We start from the raw sequence: 15,682 nt of genomic DNA, 5'->3' as shown, positions 1-15,682 counted from the left end.
GGGCGCTATCCGCGCCGGGCCTCGAGCGCGTCCAGGATGAGGTCGAGGCCGTAGCCGAACTCCTCCGCGTAGTCGTAGCCCGGCCGCAGCGCGTGGCCGGTGATCATCTCCCGCAGGTACGGCAGGCCGTCCGGGAGGTGCTCCAGGATGTCGCCGGCCACGTCCTCCACCTCGGCGGGCGTGGACAGCGGCAGGTTCGCCTCCTGCAGCACGAACCCGCCGACGTAGCTGTCGACGAGCGAGACGGCGTGGGCGGCCATCGGCAGCGAGAACCCCGCCTCCCGCAGCACGCCGAGGACGGCGTCGTGGTGGCGCAGCGTCGCCGGGCCCGGCCGGCGGCGGGAGTCGATCAGGCCGAGGGCCCAGCTGTGCCGCGAGAGCACCGCGCGCGCGGAGCCGGCGCGGGCCCGGATCGCCGCGCGCCAGTCGCCGTCGCCGGGCCGGGGCAGCTCGATCGCCGCGAACACCGCGTCGACCACGCCGTCGAGGATCGCGTCCTTGTTCGGCACGTGGTGGTAGAGCGACATCGCTTCCACGCCCAGCTCCTGCGCCACCCGCCGCATCGTGATCGCCTCGGCGCCGCCGCGGTCGGCGACCCGGATCGCGGCCTCCAGCACGAGCTCCCTGCTGAGCGGCTGGCGAGGTGGTGACACGACGGCTCCCGGGGCGGCGGCAGGGGTTGACAGCCTTACGAGTGTAAGTCAGCCTTACGGGCGTAAGCCCGAGATGAGGAGATCCCGATGCCGATGCCGCTGTGGTGGGGGCGCCTGAACAAGCGCGTGTTCAACCCCCGGGCGGTCGCCCGGGGGTCGTGGCCGGTCCTGACGCACGTCGGCCGCGTCTCCGGCGCCACCTACCGCACGCCGCTCGACGCGCACCCGGTCGACGGCGGCTACCTGTTCGTCCTGGTGTACGGGTCGGGCACCGACTGGGTGCGCAACATCCTGGCCGCCGGGGAGGCGCGGCTGCGGGTCGGCGGCAAGGAGGTGGCGCTCACCGCCCCGCGCGTCGTCGGGCGGGAGGAGGCGTTCCGGGCGCTCCCCGCCGGGGTCAGGCGCCCGCCGAGGCTGCTGCGCATCACCGAGTTCCTCCGCATGGACACGATTCCGCTGGGCTGAGGATCCCTCAGGACGCGCCGCCGTCCGTGCGCACCGGCAGCGCGGTCAGGGCCCGCTGCATGCCCGGCCGCCAGCCGATCTCGGCCGCCGGCACGGCCAGCTCCAGGCCGGGGAAACGGTCGATCAGCGTGCGCAGCGCGATCTGCGTCTCGGCCCTGGCCAGCGCCGCGCCCAGGCAGTAGTGGATGCCGTGGCCGAACCCCAGGTGGGCGTTGTCCTCGCGGCCCACGTCGAGCAGCTCCGGCCGGTCGAAGCGGCGCGGGTCCCGGTTCGCCGCCGCGTACACCACCTGCACCGCCTCGCCCGCCGGGATGCGCGTGCCGCCGAGCTCCACCGGCTCGAGCGTGTAGCGCATCACCGCGATCTCGGCCGGTCCGGTGGCGCGCAGGAACTCCTCCACGGCCGCCGGGACGGCGTCCAGGTCGTCGCGCAGGCGCGCGAGCAGCTCCGGGCGGGTCAGCAGCAGCCGCACGCTCTGGCTGATGAGCGAGACCGTGGTCTCGTGCCCGGCGATCAGCATGCTGATCCCCAGCGCCACCAGCTCCTCGTCGGCCAGCCGGTCGCCGTCGTCCTCCTGGACGCGGACCAGCGCCGACAGCAGGTCCTCCGCGCCGTCGACGCCGTCCGTGCCGGCGACGCGCTTGGCCGCGACCAGCTCGCTCATGTACGCGACCAGGCCCCGCGCCCCGGCGGCGATGCGGGCGGGGTCGGGCGCGGTCAGGTCGCCGGCCCACGCCCGCCAGATGTCGCGGTCGGCCGAGGGCACGCCGAGCAGCTCGCAGATGACCTGGATGGGCAGCGGGTACGCGAACCGCTCGATCAGGTCGAACTCCGCCGGCAGCCCGTCGAGCAGCGCGTCGGTGATCTCCTGGATGCGCGGGCGCAGCCGCTCCACGCGCCGGGCGGTGAACCCGCGCGACACCAGCCGCCGCAGCCGCGTGTGGTCCGGCGGGTCGTAGGCGCCGAGGGTGCGCAGCAGGTAGGGGGCCACGTCGTCGGGCAGCCCGGCGGCCGCGGCCACGTCCAGCTTGGACTGCCGGGAGATGTCGCTGCTGAAGCGCGGGTCGGTCAGCGCGGTCACGCACTCGTCGTAGCCGGTGACCAGCCAGATCAGGGTGCCGTCCAGGTAGCGGCCCTGGCTGACCGGTCCGTTGCCGGCCAGCCCGGTCAGGAAGGCGTCGCGGTCGGCCGCGGTCATCAGGCCGAGGATCTGCGGCTCGGTGGTGCTCATGCTCATGACTCCAGAAGGTCGAGGGGAAGGGGAGGGGGAGGCGCCGTCATGGGGACCGCCGCTCCTCGCGGACCGCGTCCCAGGCGTCCAGGACGCGGTCGTCGGCGAACAGGCCGCGGGTGAAGATCTCGATCCCGGCGCGGGAGGTGCGCAGCGTCCGGTCCGTCTCGGACCCGCCGCCCGGCAGCGCCCGCGCGAGGTGCTCGCCGAACGTCAGCGGCGCCAGCAGCCACGTCACGTAGACGGCGGCGCGGGCGCGCGGGTCGTCGCTGGGACGCACCCGGCCGGTGCGCACGCCCTCCTCCAGCCAGCGTTCGGCCGCCGCGACGATGTCGTCGAACAGCGCCGCCGCCGCCGGGCTGCCGTCGAGGAACGCGCGCCCCAGGTAGAGCCGCATCGCCGAGCTCGCCTCCAGCATGGCCGCCAGGCCGCTGACGTCGTCGAGGTCCGCGCCGGGGCCGCCGCGCACCATCTCGACCACGTACGCGTCGCACGCCTTGCGCAGCCCTTCCTTGGAGCCGAAGTGGTGCAGGACCAGCGCGGCGGACACGCCCGCGCGGGCGGCGATGGCGCGCACGCTCACCCGGTTGACCCCTTCGGCGCCGAACAACTCCAGTGCCGCGTCCCGGATCCGGGCCCGCCCGGTCAGGTCACTGTCTGAACGCATGAACAGGATGCTAAACGATTGTTCAGCTCGATGGGAAACTACTAACTGGCTTAGTAGCTGGTCGGCATGTCGCTGCTGGGTTTATGAGTTTCTTACTATGGCGCGTAGTAGCCTGCCGTTCTGGTCGTCACAGGAGGAGCGGTGGGAGTTCGGCAGCGGCGTCTCGCGATGCGTGTCGCGCGTGCCGTCCTGCTGGTCGCCGTCGCCCTCGGGGTCTACGGCATGCACACGCTCGGCCACCACAGCGGCCACCAGGCTGGCGGGCATCACGCGCACGAGCCCGGGTTCGCCCAGGGGCAGGAGCTGCCCGATCTCGACCCGGCCGCCGTGTGCCTGGCGGTGCTGACCTCGTTCCTGATCGTCGCCACGGCGGCGGCGTGGATCGTGCGACGGCGGGGGAGCGCGACCCCTGGGCGGGCCCCCTCGGCGCGGCGGGTCGCCAGGCCGCCGCCCGACCCCGTCTCCGTGCGCCTGGCACGACTCTCGGTGCTGCGCATATAGGCCGGCGTCCGCCTCCGCGACGGATGCCCGTACCCACGAACCGAGAGAACGACAACCATGCGCACCAACCGTACGATCACGATCACCGTCACCGCCGGCGCGCTCGCGCTTCTGACCGCGTGCGGCGCCACGGCCTCGAACGACGCCGCTCCGGCCGCGAGCGCCACCGCCACCGCCGCTACGGCGGCGACGCCGTCGCAGGCCGGGTTCAACGACGCCGACGTCATGTTCGCGCAGATGATGATCCCGCACCACGAGCAGGCGGTCGAGATGGCCGAGCTCGCCCCGGACCGCGCGGGCGACCCGCAGATCAAGGAGCTGGCGGCCCGGATCAAGGCGGCGCAGGACCCCGAGATCGCGACCATGCAGGGCTGGCTGACCACGTGGGGCAGGCCCGCCCCCGAGGGAGGCATGGGTCATGAGATGCCCGGCATGATGTCCGAGGCGGACCTGGCCAAGCTGAAGTCCGCCAAGGGCGCGGAGTTCGACAGGCTCTTCGCCGAGCAGATGATCGCCCACCACAAGGGCGCGATCGAGATGGCCCGCACCGAGCAGGCCGGCGGCGCCGACCCGGCCGCCAAGGAGCTCGCCAAGACGATCGAGACCGCCCAGCGGGCGGAGGTGGCCGAGCTGCGGAAGATCCTCGACCGGCTCTGAGCCGGGCTAGAAGGGCAGCACCGCGTGACAGTGGTGCACCAGCAGGGCGCTTAGCCCGGGCGCCGCGGCCAGCGTCGCGGGCCCGGCGAGCAGCAGCGTGACCGTCAGCCCCCCGGTGAGCCGCTCACGGCGGCCGAGCGGGGGCTGCGGGCTCAGCATGCGGCGGATCCGCAGCAGGGCCGTCTCGCCGCCCGCCCCCAGGGCGGCGGCGGGCGCCCGCCCGGTGGCGAGGCGGACCAGGGCGGCGGCCAGGTGGGCGCGCGGATGGCGGCGGGCGGCCACGTCGTCGGCCAGCAGCTCGACCAGCCGCGCTACTTCCGCCCGCGCCTCGGCGAACAGCGGCACCCGGGGGCAGGCCCGCGCGAACGTCTCGGCGGCGGCCAGCAGCAGATGGTGGCGGCCGCGCAGGTGCGCCCGCTCGTGCGCGAGCACGGCGGCGACCTGCTCGGGAGCCAGCGACCGCAGCGCGCCGGTGGTGATGACCGCCTGCCCCCTGCGGCCGGGCACGCAGTAGGCCAGGCGCTCGTCGTGGTCGACGACGAGCGCGCCGAGCCGGTTGTCGTGCCGCCCGAGCAGCGACAGCGCCTCGGCGTGCCGCGCCCGCTCCCGGCGCGCGCCCGCCAGGACGGCCCCGCCCGCGCACGAGCCCCACACCACCACGGACGTGGCGACGGCGAGCGCGGCCAGGACCCGCGCGAGGTCCGGGCGCGCGTCACCGGCGAACATGGCCGCGCAGATCTCCAGCCATCCCGCGAGCCCGTGACCCACCACCGGCCCCGGCACGGCGGCCGCGAACACCGCGAGCAGTGCGGACACGGGCACCGACCCGCAGGCGGCCAGCCACATCGCGATCGCCCGCCGGGGCGCCCGGTCGGCCCAGCCCGCCCGCCGCAGCAGCCGGGGCAGCGCCAGGGCCCCGGCGACGCAGTGGAGCGCGAGGATCACCGCGACGATCACGTGTCGCGTCCCCCCGGGGGGTATACCTGAAGGGCCGCCTCCAGGGCCTTGGCCTCCTCGGGCGTGAGCCGTTCGAGGAAGTGCACCAGCGTGGCGGCCCGGTTGCCGCTCCCGGCCAGCGACGCGCGCATGACCTCGGCGGTGTAGGCCTCCTTGGAGGAGACCACCTCGTAGACGTAGGCCCGGCCGACCGGCTCGCGGCGCAGCAGCCCCTTGGTGTGGAGCTTGTCCATCACGGTCATCACCGTCGTGTAGGCGATGGCGCGCTCCCGGCGCAGGTGGGCGAGCACGTCGCGGACCGTGGCGGGCTCGTTGGTGGCCCACAGATGATCCATGATCGTGGATTCGAGCTCTCCCAGACCCCGCGCCATCACCCCATGCTAGCGGCGAGCACCGACTCCAGCGGGTCACCGGCCGCGACGGCCCGCTTGATCCGGACGAAGTCCCTCGGCGCGTCGACCCCGACCACGCCGACCAGCGTCCCGGCCCTGGCGAACGCGACGGCGAACCGGCCCTCCTCCGGGTCGCCGGCGGCCACGCGCGCCTCGTCCGCCAGGTGCGGCAGCCCGGCCGTCTGGACGCGGACGCCGTGCACGTGCGTCGCGAACGCGGGCAGCCCGGCGTAGGGCGTGGCGTCCTCCCTGCCGGCGAGCAGGTTCAGCGCGGCGGCGGCGCCCTGCTCGTTGGCGTTCGCCCAGTGCTCGACGCGGACGGACGCGCCCCCGTACCGGGCGTGCGGCCAGCGGGCGACGTCGCCCGCCGCCACCACGCCGTCGGCGCCGGTCGCGAACAGCGCCGCGTCGCACACCACCCCGTCGTCGAGCGTCAGCCCGCTGCCGCGCAGCCAGCCGGTGTCGGGGACCACGCCCGTCGCGGCGATCACCAGGTCGGCGGGGAGCGTGCGCCCGTCGTCCAGCCGCACCCCGCTCACCCGGCCGGCCCCCTCCAGGCCCGTCACGCGGCGGCCGGGGACGAGGTCCACGCCGTTGCTCCGGTGGTGACCGGCCAGCCAGCGCGAGGCCAGGTCGCCCAGCACGCCGCTCATCGGGTACGGCGCCGCGTCGACGAGGGTGACCGCCAGGCCGAGCGAGCGGGCGGTGGAGGCGACCTCGCCGCCGATGAAGCCGCCGCCGACGACCACGACGCGGCGGTGCCCGGCGGCGAGCTCGGCGCGCAGGGCGAGGGCGTCCTCGACGGTGCGCAGCGTGTGGACGCCCTCGAGGGCGCCGGGCAGCGGGCGCGGCCGGGCGCCGGTGGCGATGACGAGCCCGTCGTAGCGGACCTGCGTGCCGTCGTCCAGGGTGACGAGCCGGTCGGCCGTGTCCAGCCGCACCGCGTTGCGGCCCCGCAGCCAGCGGTCGCCCAGCTCCTCGGCGCCGGGCAGGGTGATCTCGTCGTCGCCCCTGAGCATGCTCTTGGACAGCGGCGGCCGGTTGTAGGGCAGGTGGCGCTCCGCGCCGACGACGACGATCTCGCCCGCGAAGCCGGCGCCGCGAAGGGTCTGCACGGCACGGAGCCCGGCCAGTGACGCGCCCACGACCGTGATGGTGTTCAACGTTGTCATGCCGGGGACTATATACCGGGAGGGGGTATGAGCCATACCCCTGCGGGGTTGGGGTTGCGCCGACGCGCATCGTGCCGTAGGTTCAACCCGGCGATACCCGATGGGGGTATCCGGGACCGAAGGGGAGTCGGCATGAGCAGCAGCATCTACACCGTGAGCGGGATGACGTGCGGCGGCTGCGCGGGCACGGTGAAGACCGAACTGGGCAAGATCTCCGGCGTCACCGCCGTGGACATCGAGCTGGCGACCGGCCGGGTGACCGTGACGGGCGACGGGCCCGTGGACGAGGCCCTGGTGCGCGACGCCGTCGAAGGGGCGGGCTACGAGCTCACCGCCGTCTGACCTGCGGGGCGAGCGCGGGCGGCCACCGGTTGGGTGTGGCCGCCCGCGCCCCTTTCCCGGGCGCCGGCCTCTGGGGCGTCAGCGCGTCTGGACGCGGAGGGAGATGATCGTGCCGGGCGGGATGGTGGCGGACGAGACGGCCCCGGGGGAGACCCACGGGCCGACGTTGTAGACGTAGCCGACGGCGGGGTTGACGTGCAGGACGGTGATCGCCACCTGGTGCTGGCCGTCCCCCGGCCGGGTCAGGGCAGCTTGGCGACGGTCAGCAGGACCGCGGAGTCCTCCAGCGCCTCCAGGTCGTGGCGGGCGTCCGGCACGATGAGCAGGTCGCCCGTGCGCCCCTCCCACGACTGCGCCCCGGCCGACATGCGGACCCGGCCGTGCAGCACGTGCACCGTCGCCTCGCCGGGATTCTCGTGCTCCGCGAGCCGCGCGCCCTGCCGCAGGGCGATGACCGTCTGGCGCAGCACCTTCTCGTGCCCGCCGTAGACCGTGCCGGCCGCGTGACCGGCGGTGGTGCCGGCCGCCCGGTCGGCTTGCTGACGGGCCAGGGCGACGAGCGAGATCTTCTGCATGCCGCCATTATCGCAACCCGCCCCGCCGCCGCCCGGGCGCGGCTCAGCGCTCGGCGTCCTGCGGGTACCAGCGCAGCTCGACGGTGTTGCCGTCGGGGTCGAGCACGTACACCGACTGCGCGGTGCCGCGCGCGCCGAACCGGGGGACCGGCCCCTCCAGCACGGTGAAGACACCGGAGTCGATCACCTCCTGCCAGTCCAGCGGCTCCACCACGAGGCAGAGGTGGTCCACGTTGGACTCGCCGCGCGGCTTGGCCACCAGGTCGATGATGGTGGACTCGCTGACCCGCACCGACGGGAACGGCGCCCTGCCCGCCCGCCACTCCTCGACCCGCACCTGTGCCAGGCCGAGCGTCCCCGCGTAGAACTCCAGGGACCGCTCGACGTCGGCGACGTTGAGCACCAGGTGGTCGAAGTCCTTCACGCGCATCTCGTTCTCCCGTTCTCTCAGGTGGATCACTCGCCGGCGGTCAGCACGTCCTCGCGGGCGGCGGGCGCCTTCCCGCGGCCGGTGCCGAGTGTGAGGAGCAGCGAGGCCGCTGTCAACGCGACCCCGAACCACACCACGCCGGCGACGCCCAGCCGGTCGGCGAACAGCCCGCCGAACAGCGCGCCGAGCGCGATGGAGGTGTTGTACGACATCGTGTTGAGCGACATCGCCGCCTCGAAGGTGTCCGGCGCGGCGGCCTGCGTCATGTTGACCTGGCACAGCTGCACCACGCCGAACGAGACGCCCCACAGGACCAGCGCGACGACCGCGCCGACCGGTCCGTCCCCGATCGCGAGCAGCAGGAGCAGCGACCCGACGAGCCCCGCGCAGCCCGCGACGAAGCTGCCGCGCAGGCTCCTGGTCACCGTGTAGCCGGCGATGAAGTTGCCCGCCGCGCCGCCCGCGCCGTAGACCATGAGCACCGCGGTGACGAAGAACGGCGTCGCCGACGCCGCCTCCTCCAGGTAGGGGCGCACGAACGTGTACGCGCCGAAGTGGCCCAGCACGAACAGCATCACGGTCACCAGCACCAGCCGCAGCGGCACGTTCCTGAGCGGCAGCCCGAAGACCTCCCGCACCGAGACGGCGTTCGCCGACGGCAGCGACGGGATCAGGGTGACGACCGCGACGAGCACCAGCGCGCTCAGCCCCGCCCAGATGAGGAACGTGGTCCGCCAGTCCGTGAGGCTCTCCAGCACCGTCCCCAGCGGGATGCCGACGACCGCGGCGATCGAGATGCCGGACATGACGATCGCCGCCGCCCGGCTCGCCTGCCGCTCCGGGACCAGCCGCATCGCCATGCTCACCCCGATGGCCCAGAACACGCCGCTGGCGAAGCCCATGACCAGCCGCGTCACCAGCACCAGCGGGTAGTTCGGCGAGATCGACGTGACCAGGTTGCCCGCCACCAGGATCACCAGCAGCACCGACAGCAGCACCCGCCGGTTGACCCGCCTGGTCCACGCCACGATGAACGGCACGCCCAGCCCGGCCGAGACGCCGTACAACGTGACCATCAGCCCCGCGACGCCCACGGAGATGGCCAGGCTCGCGCTCACCGGGGTGAGCAGCCCGACGGGCATCAGCTCCGTGGTGAGGAAGACGAACAGGCTCGCGGTGATCGCGGCCACCCCCAGCCAGCCTCGCAGGGCCGAAGGGGACGGCGTTTGCGCAAAAGTCATGATTCTTCCTTGTCATCGATCCAACGTCGTGCGGAAAGGCGTTCCAGCGCCCACACCGCGAAGGTCGCGGCCGACAGGGCGCCGCCCAGCAGGCTCACGCCGGTCCAGCCGGCCGCGGTCCAGGCCGCGGAGCCGAGCGCCGACCCGGCCGCGCCGCCGAGGAAGAACGCGGTCATGAAGGCGGAGTTGAGCCGGTTGCGGCTCTCGGGGCGGAGCGCGTAGACGACGTGCTGGCCGGCGTTCAGCACCGCCTGCTGGGCCATCGTCAGCAGGAGCACCCCGGCGACCAGCCACCCCGCCGACACCGGGCCGCGGCCGATCAGCGCCCACGACAGCGCCAGCACCGCCGCGCCGATCCCGCTGACCCGCTGCACCCACCCCCGGTCGGCCAGCCGGCCCGCGATCGGCGTGACGATCACCCCGGCGACCCCGGCCAGCCCGAACAGGCCGATCCCCGCCTCGCTCCAGCCGTACGGCGGGCCGGACAGCAGGAACGTGACCGCCGTCCACAGCGCGCTGAACGCGGCGAACGACAGCGCGCCCATCGCCGCCCGCAGGCGCAGCGCCGGCTCGTCGCGGAACAGCGCGACCGTCGAGCGCAGCAGCGCCGGGTACGACAGCCCGATCGGGGTGTGCAGACGCGGCAGGAAACGCCACAGCAGCACGGCCACGACCGCCACCAGCACCGCGTTCACCCAGTAGATCGTCCGCCAGCCGCCCAGCTCGGACAGCGTGCCGGAGACCGTACGGGCCAGCAGGCCACCGAGCAGCAGCCCCGCCATCACCGTGCCCACGACCCGGCCCCGCTCGGCCGGCGCCGCCAGCGTGGCCGCGTACGGGACCACGACCTGCGCGGCCACGGACGCGAGCGCCGTCAACGCGGTGCCCGCCAGCAGCACCGGGGCGCTCGTCGCGAGCGCCGACACCACCAGGAACACCGCCGTGGCCGCGAACAGCACCACCGCCAGCCGGCGGCGCTCCACCAGGTCGCCCAGCGGCACCAGCAGGATCAGCCCCAGCGCGTAGCCGCCCTGCGCGGCCGTCACGACCAGCGCCGCCGTCGTGGCGTCCAGCCCCAGCTCCCGCCCGATCACGTCGAGCAGCGGCTGGGCGAAGTAGTTGCCGGCGACCGACAGCCCGGTGGCGACCGACATCAGCAGCAGCAGCCCGCGGCCCAGCCGGGCGGGAGCCTCCCCCGGGGGCGCGTGCCGCGCGGTTTCCGTCATGCCTCAAGGGTGGGGGAGCACCGATCAATGAGTCCAACACATAGTTTTCATGGAGATCGATCGTGATGCATCATGGATCGGTGGAACTGCAGCAGCTGAGATACGTCGTCGCCGTCGCCGAGACGAACAACTTCACCCGCGCCGCCGAGCGCTGCCGCGTCGTGCAGTCGGCGCTCAGCCACCAGATCGCCGCCCTCGAACGCGAGCTCGGCGCCCGGCTGTTCGAGCGGACCAGCCGCCGCGTCCGGCTGACGGCCGCCGGGGAGGCGTTCCTGCCCGAGGCCCGCCAGTGCCTGGAGGCCGCCGACCGCGCGCGGGCCGAGGTCGCCGCCGCCGGCGGCGAGATCCGCGGGCGGCTCGCCGTCGGCGCCATCCCCACCGTCGCCGCCGTCGACCTGCCCGTCGCCCTGCGCGACTACCGCCGCCGCCACCCCCGCGTGCACATCACGCTCATCTCCGCCGGCAGCGAGGACCTCATCGAACGCGTCCGCCGCGGCGGCGTCGACGTCGCCTTCCTCGGCCTGCCGCCCACCACCGAGCCCAAGGGCGTGCGCAGCCGCCCGCTCGGCGGCGGCGAGCTCGTCGCCGTCGTCGCCCCCGGCCACCCCCTGGCCGGCGGCGAGGCCGACCTGCGCGCCCTGGCGGGCGAGCCGTTCATCGACTTCCGCGCCGGCCACGCCGGCCGCCAGCAGTCCGACGACGCCTTCGCCGCCGCCGGCGTACGGCGTGAGGTGCCGTTCGAGGTCTCGTCCGGCGACTTCATGGCCGACCTCGTACGGCAGGGCCTCGGCGTCGGCATGCTGCCCGCCGCCTACGCGCCCCGGTTCGCCGATCTGGGCGTCATCCGGCTGCGTGACGCGCCCACGCGGGTCGAGCACCTGATCTGGGACACCCGGCCGTCACCCGCCGCCGCGGCCTTCCTCGACCTCGTCCGCGAGACCCGGCCCGAGCGGGAGGAGACCGGGGCGGGCTGAGATCATCGACCGCATGACCCGGATCCTCACCCGCCGCGACCTGACCGCCCTGCTCGACCCCGCGGCCTGCCTCGAAGCCCTGCGCGACGGCTTCACCCGCGGCGACGCGGCCGTCCCCGGGCAGCGGATCCGCACCGACCTGCCGTTCCCCGGCACCGCCACCGCGCTCGTCCCCGGGCTGCTGCCGGGGATCGACGCCTACACGGTGAAGGTCAACGCCAAGTTCCCCGCCGCCACGCCCGCGCTGCGCGGGGTCATCTGCCTGCACAGCGGCCACGACGGCGAGCTGCTGGCGCTGCTGGACTCGGCGACGGTCACCGCCTGGCGCACCGGGCTGGCCGCCGCGCTCGGCACCCACACCCTGGCCGCCGATCCCGGGGGAGAGGCGGTCGTCGGCGTCATCGGCGCGGGCGCCCAGGCCGACCTCATGGTCACCGGCCTGCGCCGGCTCCGCCGCGTGACCAAGCTCCTCGTCCACGACACCGACGAGCCCCGCGCCCACGCCTTCGCCGCCCGCCACGCCGGCGCCCCCGCCCACTCCGCCGCCGCCCGCCCCGGGGCCGGAGCCGCTCACCCCGGCGGGTTGGCGGTCGAGGTGGCCGGGTCGGCGGGGGAGGTGGCCGAGCGGGCGGGGATCGTGCTGCTCGCGACCTGGTCGCGGGCCCCGCTGCTCCGCCTGGCCGACACGCGGCCGGGTCAGCACCTCACCAGCCTGGGCGCCGACGAGCCCGGCAAGTGCGAGCTGGCCGCCGACGTGCTGGAGGCCGCGCTGGTGGCCGTGGACGACCGGGAGCTGGCCGCCGCCATGGGCGCCCTGGCCGCGGCCGGTCTCCCGGCGGAGGCCGCCGACGCCACCCTCGGCGAGATCCTGCGCGGCGAGCACCCCGGCCGCACCGACCCGGAAGCGCGCACCGTCTACGCCCCGGTGGGCCTGCCGTGGCAGGACCTGGCCCTGTCCTGGCTCGCCTACCAGGAGGCCGGACGCCGCGGGATCGGCCTGGAGGTGGACCTTTTGGACACCCCCACCGGCTGACCTTGTGGGATGCTGGTGGGGTGACGCTGGAGGACCTGGTCCGGCTGCGCCGGGCCCGCGACGCGATGGACCGCGACTACGCCGAGCCGCTCGACGTGCAGGCGCTGGCCCGCGTCGCCCTCATGTCGCCCGGCCACTTCTCGCGCAGCTTCCGCGCGGCCTTCGGCGAGACGCCCTACAGCTACCTGATGACGCGCCGGATCGAGCGGGCCAAGGCGCTGCTGCGGCGGGGCGACCTGACGGTGACGGAGGTCTGCTTCGCCGTCGGCTGTACGTCGCTGGGCTCGTTCAGCTCGCGGTTCACCGAGCTGGTCGGCGAGACGCCGAGCGCCTACCGCGCCCGCGCCCACGACGAGGGCGCCGCCATCCCGGCCTGCGTGGCGAAGATCTACACCCGCCCGATCCGAAACGCCGATTCGAAGCGCACCTCCCGCCCGTAGTGTGGCAGGCATGGACATCAGGCTTTCGCAGTGCTTCATCGCCGTCGACGACCACGACAAGGCGCTGGCGTTCTACCGCGACGCCCTCGGCCTGGAGGTCCGCGCCGACGTGGAGTTCGAGGGGATGCGCTGGGTGACCGTGGGCGCGGCGTCGCAGCCGGGCGTCGACATCGTGCTCGAACCGGCCGTCACCGACCCCGGCGCCTCGCCCGCCGACCGGGAGGCCATCGCCGCCCTGCTGGCCAAGGGCCTGCTGCGTGCCGCGATCTTCGAGACCGACGACTGCGACGCCATGTTCGAGCGGGTCCGCGCGGCGGGCGGCGAGGTGCTGCAGGAGCCGGTCGACCAGCCGTACGGGGTCCGCGACTGCGCCTTCCGCGACCCGGCGGGCAACCTGGTGCGCGTCAATCAGCCGCTCGCCCGCTGACCCCGGGCGCCCCGCCGTAGCGCCTGCCGTATTGCCGGTATTTGCGCAGGTCATGGCAATGGTTCCGCCTGTGCCGCGTGGCCCGTCCGAGCGTGGGTAACGTGCCTGCGCAGGAGCGGAGGGGGCACGAGGGTGAACGCGTGGACCTTTGAGGGGCAGCCGGGGGCGCTGGGCGACACGGTGACGCTGGTCGAGGGGCCGTCGTTCTGCGTGTGCTCCCGGGGCGGCGACATCCTGCCGGGCCAGGCGCAGGGCGTCTACCACGCCGACACGCGGCTGCTGTCGTGGCTGGAGCTGCGGGTGGACGACGTGCCCGTCGAGGCGCTCCAGGTGATCCCGTCGGAGCCGTACCACGCCACGTTCCTCGGCAAGGCCGGGCCGCGCCCGGGGCGGGTGGAGAGCACGCTGCTGGTGGTGCGCGACCGCTACGTCGGCGGCGGCCTGCGCGAGGACCTGACGCTGCGCAACCTCTCGGACGAGCCGATCGGCTGCGCAGTCTCCGTCAACCTGGGCTCCGACGTGGCCGACCTGTTCGAGGTGAAGGCCGAACGGGTGCGCCACGCCACCGACGTGGAGATGACGCCGCAGGGGGCGGGGCTGCACATCTTCTCGGCGAGCCGGGCGCGCGGCGCCAGGGTCGTGGTGGAGCCCGCGGACGTGGGGGTGACGGCGGCGCCGGGGCTGCTGGCCTTCCGCGTGGTCGTCCCCGCGCGGGGGGAGTGGCGGGCCACGATCCTCGTCAACCCGATCATCGAAGGGGTGGAGACGTCGGCCTGGTTCCCCGCCAGCCACGCGATCGAGCACGCCGGCCCGGCCAGGCGGCTGGCCGACTGGACCCGCCGAGGCCCGGCCCTGCGCACCGCGAACAAGGGCCTCAACGAGGTGCTGCGCCGCTCCCGCCAGGACCTCGGCAGCCTGCGGCTGTTCGACCCGGACCATCCCGAGGACCCGCCGGCGATCGCCGCGGGAGCGCCCTGGTACATGACGCTGTTCGGCCGCGACTCGCTGCTGACCTCGTGGATGTCGCTGCCGCTCGACCAGTCCCTCGCGCTCGGCACGCTGCGCAGGCTCGCCCGCCTCCAGGGCGCCAAGGTCGACCCGCTGACCGAGGAGGAGCCCGGCAAGATCATGCACGAGCTGCGCTTCGGCGTGGGCGGCGGCGTCCCCGCGGACGGCGGCCAGGCGTACTACGGCTCCGTCGACGCCACCCCGCTGTTCGTCATGCTGCTGGGCGAGCTGCGCCGCTGGGGCCTGCACCCCGACGCCGTCGAGGAGCTGCTGCCGCACGCCGACGCCGCGCTCGGCTGGATCGAGCGCTACGGCGGCCCCGACGGCCTGCTCTGGTACCAGCGCAAGACCGACCACGGGCTGATCAACCAGGGCTGGAAGGACTCCTTCGACGGCATCACCTTCGCCGACGGGACCGTCGCCCGCCCGCCGATCGCGCTGGCCGAGGTGCAGGGGTACGTGTACGCCGCGCACGTCGCCCGCGCCCACTTCGCCAACGCCTTCGGTGACGCCGAGACCGAGCGGCGCTGCCTGGAGCGGGCCGACGAGATCCGCGCCCGGTTCAACGAGCGCTTCTGGCTGCCCGGCCGCGGCTACTACGCGATGGGGCTCGACGGCGCCGGGCAGCCCATCGACGGGCTCGGCTCCAACATGGGCCACTGCCTGTGGACCGGCATCGTCGACGAGGACCGGGCCGCGTCGGTGGCCGCGCACCTGATGTCGCCGGAGATGTTCACCGGCTACGGCGTGCGCACGCTGGCCTCCTCGATGGGCGCCTACAACCCGATGAGCTACCACAACGGCTCGGTGTGGCCGCACGACAGCGCGATCGTCGCCGCCGGGCTGATGAGCTACGGCTTCACCGAGGAGGCCCAGCGGCTGGCCGCCGGGCTGCTCGACGCCGCCCAGGAGCTCGGCGGCCGGCTGCCGGAGCTGTTCTGCGGCTTCGACCGGTCGGAGTTCGCCCAGCCGGTGCCGTTCCCCACCTCCTGCTCGCCGCAGGCGTGGGCGGCGGCGGCCCCGATCCACCTGGTGCGCTGCCTGCTGCGGCTGGACCCGTGGATCCCGGCCGGCAAGATCTGGATCGCCCCGGCCTTCCCCGAGGGCCTGGGCGACGTGCGCATCTCCGGGCTGCCCATCGCGGGGGCGCGCCTGGACATCGAGACCGCGGACGGCGGCCGGTCCGCCACCGTCACCGGCCTGCCGGACGGCATCGAGCTGATCGGCGAGCCGCGTCCACCCATCAGCACCGTGTGCAGGCGCTGACCTGGGGTAGCACTCAGCGCAGCCT

General features: G+C 74.5%; 20 protein-coding genes. 9 read left to right on the top strand and 11 right to left on the bottom strand.

Going from position 1 to position 15,682, the window contains the following annotated elements; genetic code table 11:
* Nucleotides 1-5 precede the first annotated feature (5 nt).
* Nucleotides 6-653: a TetR/AcrR family transcriptional regulator gene (locus KME80_RS20085; protein ID WP_308125844.1), complete on the bottom strand. Its 648-nt coding sequence runs from the start codon at nt 651-653 to the stop codon at nt 6-8.
* A gap of 87 nt (nt 654-740) precedes the next feature.
* Here KME80_RS20085 and KME80_RS20080 point away from each other — a divergent pair, with 87 nt between their 5' ends.
* Nucleotides 741-1,118, top strand: coding sequence for a nitroreductase family deazaflavin-dependent oxidoreductase (locus KME80_RS20080; RefSeq protein WP_219507331.1), 378 nt, complete (start codon nt 741-743; stop codon nt 1,116-1,118).
* A 7-nt stretch (nt 1,119-1,125) separates the two neighbouring features.
* Here KME80_RS20080 and KME80_RS20075 read toward each other — a convergent pair whose 3' ends face one another.
* Together KME80_RS20075 and KME80_RS20070 are read right to left on the bottom strand one after the other, a co-directional pair.
* The gene (locus tag KME80_RS20075) at nt 1,126-2,349 is read right to left on the bottom strand and encodes a cytochrome P450 family protein (protein ID WP_219507330.1); all 1,224 of its coding nucleotides are present in this window, start codon (nt 2,347-2,349) and stop codon (nt 1,126-1,128) included.
* A gap of 46 nt (nt 2,350-2,395) precedes the next feature.
* Nucleotides 2,396-3,016, bottom strand: coding sequence for a TetR/AcrR family transcriptional regulator (locus tag KME80_RS20070; protein ID WP_219507328.1), 621 nt, complete (start codon nt 3,014-3,016; stop codon nt 2,396-2,398).
* A 168-nt stretch (nt 3,017-3,184) separates the two neighbouring features.
* On the opposite strand from KME80_RS20070, the gene KME80_RS20065 reads away from it, so the two are divergent.
* Together KME80_RS20065 and KME80_RS20060 are read left to right on the top strand one after the other, a co-directional pair.
* The gene (locus tag KME80_RS20065) at nt 3,185-3,517 is read left to right on the top strand and encodes a hypothetical protein (protein WP_219507327.1); all 333 of its coding nucleotides are present in this window, start codon (nt 3,185-3,187) and stop codon (nt 3,515-3,517) included.
* A 57-nt stretch (nt 3,518-3,574) separates the two neighbouring features.
* Nucleotides 3,575-4,174, top strand: a complete 600-nt coding sequence (locus KME80_RS20060) for a DUF305 domain-containing protein (protein WP_219507325.1) — start codon at nt 3,575-3,577, stop codon at nt 4,172-4,174.
* A 6-nt stretch (nt 4,175-4,180) separates the two neighbouring features.
* On the opposite strand, the gene KME80_RS20055 is transcribed toward KME80_RS20060, so the two are convergent.
* From KME80_RS20055 to KME80_RS20045, 3 genes are read right to left on the bottom strand one after another with little or no spacing between them, the layout of a single operon-like run.
* Entirely contained in the window at nt 4,181-5,131 is a 951-nt protein-coding gene (locus tag KME80_RS20055; protein WP_219507323.1) for a M56 family metallopeptidase, read from the bottom strand.
* Nucleotides 5,128-5,502, bottom strand: coding sequence for a BlaI/MecI/CopY family transcriptional regulator (locus tag KME80_RS20050; protein ID WP_219507322.1), 375 nt, complete (start codon nt 5,500-5,502; stop codon nt 5,128-5,130). Before KME80_RS20050 ends, KME80_RS20055 begins: the two co-directional genes overlap by 4 nt.
* Nucleotides 5,502-6,695, bottom strand: coding sequence for an NAD(P)/FAD-dependent oxidoreductase (locus tag KME80_RS20045; RefSeq protein ID WP_246645261.1), 1,194 nt, complete (start codon nt 6,693-6,695; stop codon nt 5,502-5,504). The genes KME80_RS20050 and KME80_RS20045 overlap by 1 nt, the downstream gene beginning before the upstream one ends.
* Before the next feature lie 132 nt (nt 6,696-6,827).
* On the opposite strand from KME80_RS20045, the gene KME80_RS20040 reads away from it, so the two are divergent.
* Complete coding sequence (locus KME80_RS20040) at nt 6,828-7,037, top strand: heavy-metal-associated domain-containing protein (protein ID WP_219507321.1); 210 nt, start codon at nt 6,828-6,830, stop codon at nt 7,035-7,037.
* Nucleotides 7,038-7,115: 78 nt separating this feature from the next.
* Here the strand turns inward: KME80_RS20040 and KME80_RS20035 are convergent, their stop codons facing one another.
* From KME80_RS20035 to KME80_RS20015, 5 genes are read right to left on the bottom strand one after another with little or no spacing between them, the layout of a single operon-like run.
* Nucleotides 7,116-7,253, bottom strand: coding sequence for a hypothetical protein (locus KME80_RS20035; protein ID WP_219507320.1), 138 nt, complete (start codon nt 7,251-7,253; stop codon nt 7,116-7,118).
* 26 nt (nt 7,254-7,279) lie between these two features.
* Nucleotides 7,280-7,612 carry a cupin domain-containing protein gene (locus KME80_RS20030; RefSeq protein WP_219507319.1) on the bottom strand — a complete coding sequence of 111 codons (333 nt, stop codon included), beginning with the start codon at nt 7,610-7,612 and terminating at the stop codon, nt 7,280-7,282.
* Between the two features lie 43 nt (nt 7,613-7,655).
* Nucleotides 7,656-8,042 carry a VOC family protein gene (locus KME80_RS20025; protein WP_219507318.1) on the bottom strand — a complete coding sequence of 129 codons (387 nt, stop codon included), beginning with the start codon at nt 8,040-8,042 and terminating at the stop codon, nt 7,656-7,658.
* 26 nt (nt 8,043-8,068) lie between these two features.
* On the bottom strand, nt 8,069-9,283 hold the full coding sequence (locus KME80_RS20020; RefSeq protein WP_246645260.1) for an MFS transporter: 1,215 nt from the start codon (nt 9,281-9,283) through the stop codon (nt 8,069-8,071).
* Nucleotides 9,280-10,509, bottom strand: coding sequence for an MFS transporter (locus KME80_RS20015; RefSeq protein WP_219507317.1), 1,230 nt, complete (start codon nt 10,507-10,509; stop codon nt 9,280-9,282). The genes KME80_RS20020 and KME80_RS20015 overlap by 4 nt, the downstream gene beginning before the upstream one ends.
* Before the next feature lie 80 nt (nt 10,510-10,589).
* On the opposite strand from KME80_RS20015, the gene KME80_RS20010 reads away from it, so the two are divergent.
* The 5 genes from KME80_RS20010 (at nt 10,590) to KME80_RS19990 (ending at nt 15,657) form a co-directional block, all read left to right on the top strand.
* On the top strand, nt 10,590-11,483 hold the full coding sequence (locus KME80_RS20010) for a LysR family transcriptional regulator (protein WP_219507316.1): 894 nt from the start codon (nt 10,590-10,592) through the stop codon (nt 11,481-11,483).
* Between the two features lie 13 nt (nt 11,484-11,496).
* Complete coding sequence (locus tag KME80_RS20005) at nt 11,497-12,516, top strand: ornithine cyclodeaminase family protein (RefSeq protein ID WP_219507315.1); 1,020 nt, start codon at nt 11,497-11,499, stop codon at nt 12,514-12,516.
* Between the two features lie 65 nt (nt 12,517-12,581).
* Nucleotides 12,582-12,956 carry a helix-turn-helix transcriptional regulator gene (locus tag KME80_RS20000; RefSeq protein WP_246645267.1) on the top strand — a complete coding sequence of 125 codons (375 nt, stop codon included), beginning with the start codon at nt 12,582-12,584 and terminating at the stop codon, nt 12,954-12,956.
* Between the two features lie 10 nt (nt 12,957-12,966).
* A complete protein-coding gene (locus tag KME80_RS19995; protein ID WP_219507313.1) occupies nt 12,967-13,383 on the top strand; it encodes a VOC family protein in 417 nt (138 codons plus the stop codon).
* Between the two features lie 132 nt (nt 13,384-13,515).
* Nucleotides 13,516-15,657, top strand: coding sequence for an amylo-alpha-1,6-glucosidase (locus KME80_RS19990; protein WP_219507311.1), 2,142 nt, complete (start codon nt 13,516-13,518; stop codon nt 15,655-15,657).
* Nucleotides 15,658-15,682 lie beyond the last annotated feature (25 nt).

The sequence above is a fragment of the Nonomuraea ceibae genome (assembly GCF_019396325.1).
GTDB classification, from domain to species: Bacteria; Actinomycetota; Actinomycetes; order Streptosporangiales; family Streptosporangiaceae; genus Nonomuraea; species Nonomuraea ceibae.
Note: the sequence above shows the minus strand (reverse complement) of the source record. Positions and strands in the feature narration are given on the sequence as shown.

Coding starts and splice junctions, on each gene's coding strand:
- KME80_RS20065 (WP_219507327.1), top strand. CDS start 3,185: ATGCGTGTCGCGCGTGCCGTCCTGCTGGTCGCCGTCGCCCTCGGGGTC.
- KME80_RS20045 (WP_246645261.1), bottom strand. CDS start 6,695: ATGACAACGTTGAACACCATCACGGTCGTGGGCGCGTCACTGGCCGGG.
- KME80_RS20040 (WP_219507321.1), top strand. CDS start 6,828: ATGAGCAGCAGCATCTACACCGTGAGCGGGATGACGTGCGGCGGCTGC.
- KME80_RS20070 (WP_219507328.1), bottom strand. CDS start 3,016: ATGCGTTCAGACAGTGACCTGACCGGGCGGGCCCGGATCCGGGACGCG.
- KME80_RS20025 (WP_219507318.1), bottom strand. CDS start 8,042: ATGCGCGTGAAGGACTTCGACCACCTGGTGCTCAACGTCGCCGACGTC.
- KME80_RS20060 (WP_219507325.1), top strand. CDS start 3,575: ATGCGCACCAACCGTACGATCACGATCACCGTCACCGCCGGCGCGCTC.
- KME80_RS20020 (WP_246645260.1), bottom strand. CDS start 9,283: ATGACTTTTGCGCAAACGCCGTCCCCTTCGGCCCTGCGAGGCTGGCTG.
- KME80_RS20080 (WP_219507331.1), top strand. CDS start 741: ATGCCGATGCCGCTGTGGTGGGGGCGCCTGAACAAGCGCGTGTTCAAC.
- KME80_RS20075 (WP_219507330.1), bottom strand. CDS start 2,349: ATGAGCACCACCGAGCCGCAGATCCTCGGCCTGATGACCGCGGCCGAC.
- KME80_RS20000 (WP_246645267.1), top strand. CDS start 12,582: ATGGACCGCGACTACGCCGAGCCGCTCGACGTGCAGGCGCTGGCCCGC.
- KME80_RS19995 (WP_219507313.1), top strand. CDS start 12,967: ATGGACATCAGGCTTTCGCAGTGCTTCATCGCCGTCGACGACCACGAC.
- KME80_RS20015 (WP_219507317.1), bottom strand. CDS start 10,509: ATGACGGAAACCGCGCGGCACGCGCCCCCGGGGGAGGCTCCCGCCCGG.
- KME80_RS20030 (WP_219507319.1), bottom strand. CDS start 7,612: ATGCAGAAGATCTCGCTCGTCGCCCTGGCCCGTCAGCAAGCCGACCGG.
- KME80_RS20005 (WP_219507315.1), top strand. CDS start 11,497: ATGACCCGGATCCTCACCCGCCGCGACCTGACCGCCCTGCTCGACCCC.
- KME80_RS20050 (WP_219507322.1), bottom strand. CDS start 5,502: ATGGCGCGGGGTCTGGGAGAGCTCGAATCCACGATCATGGATCATCTG.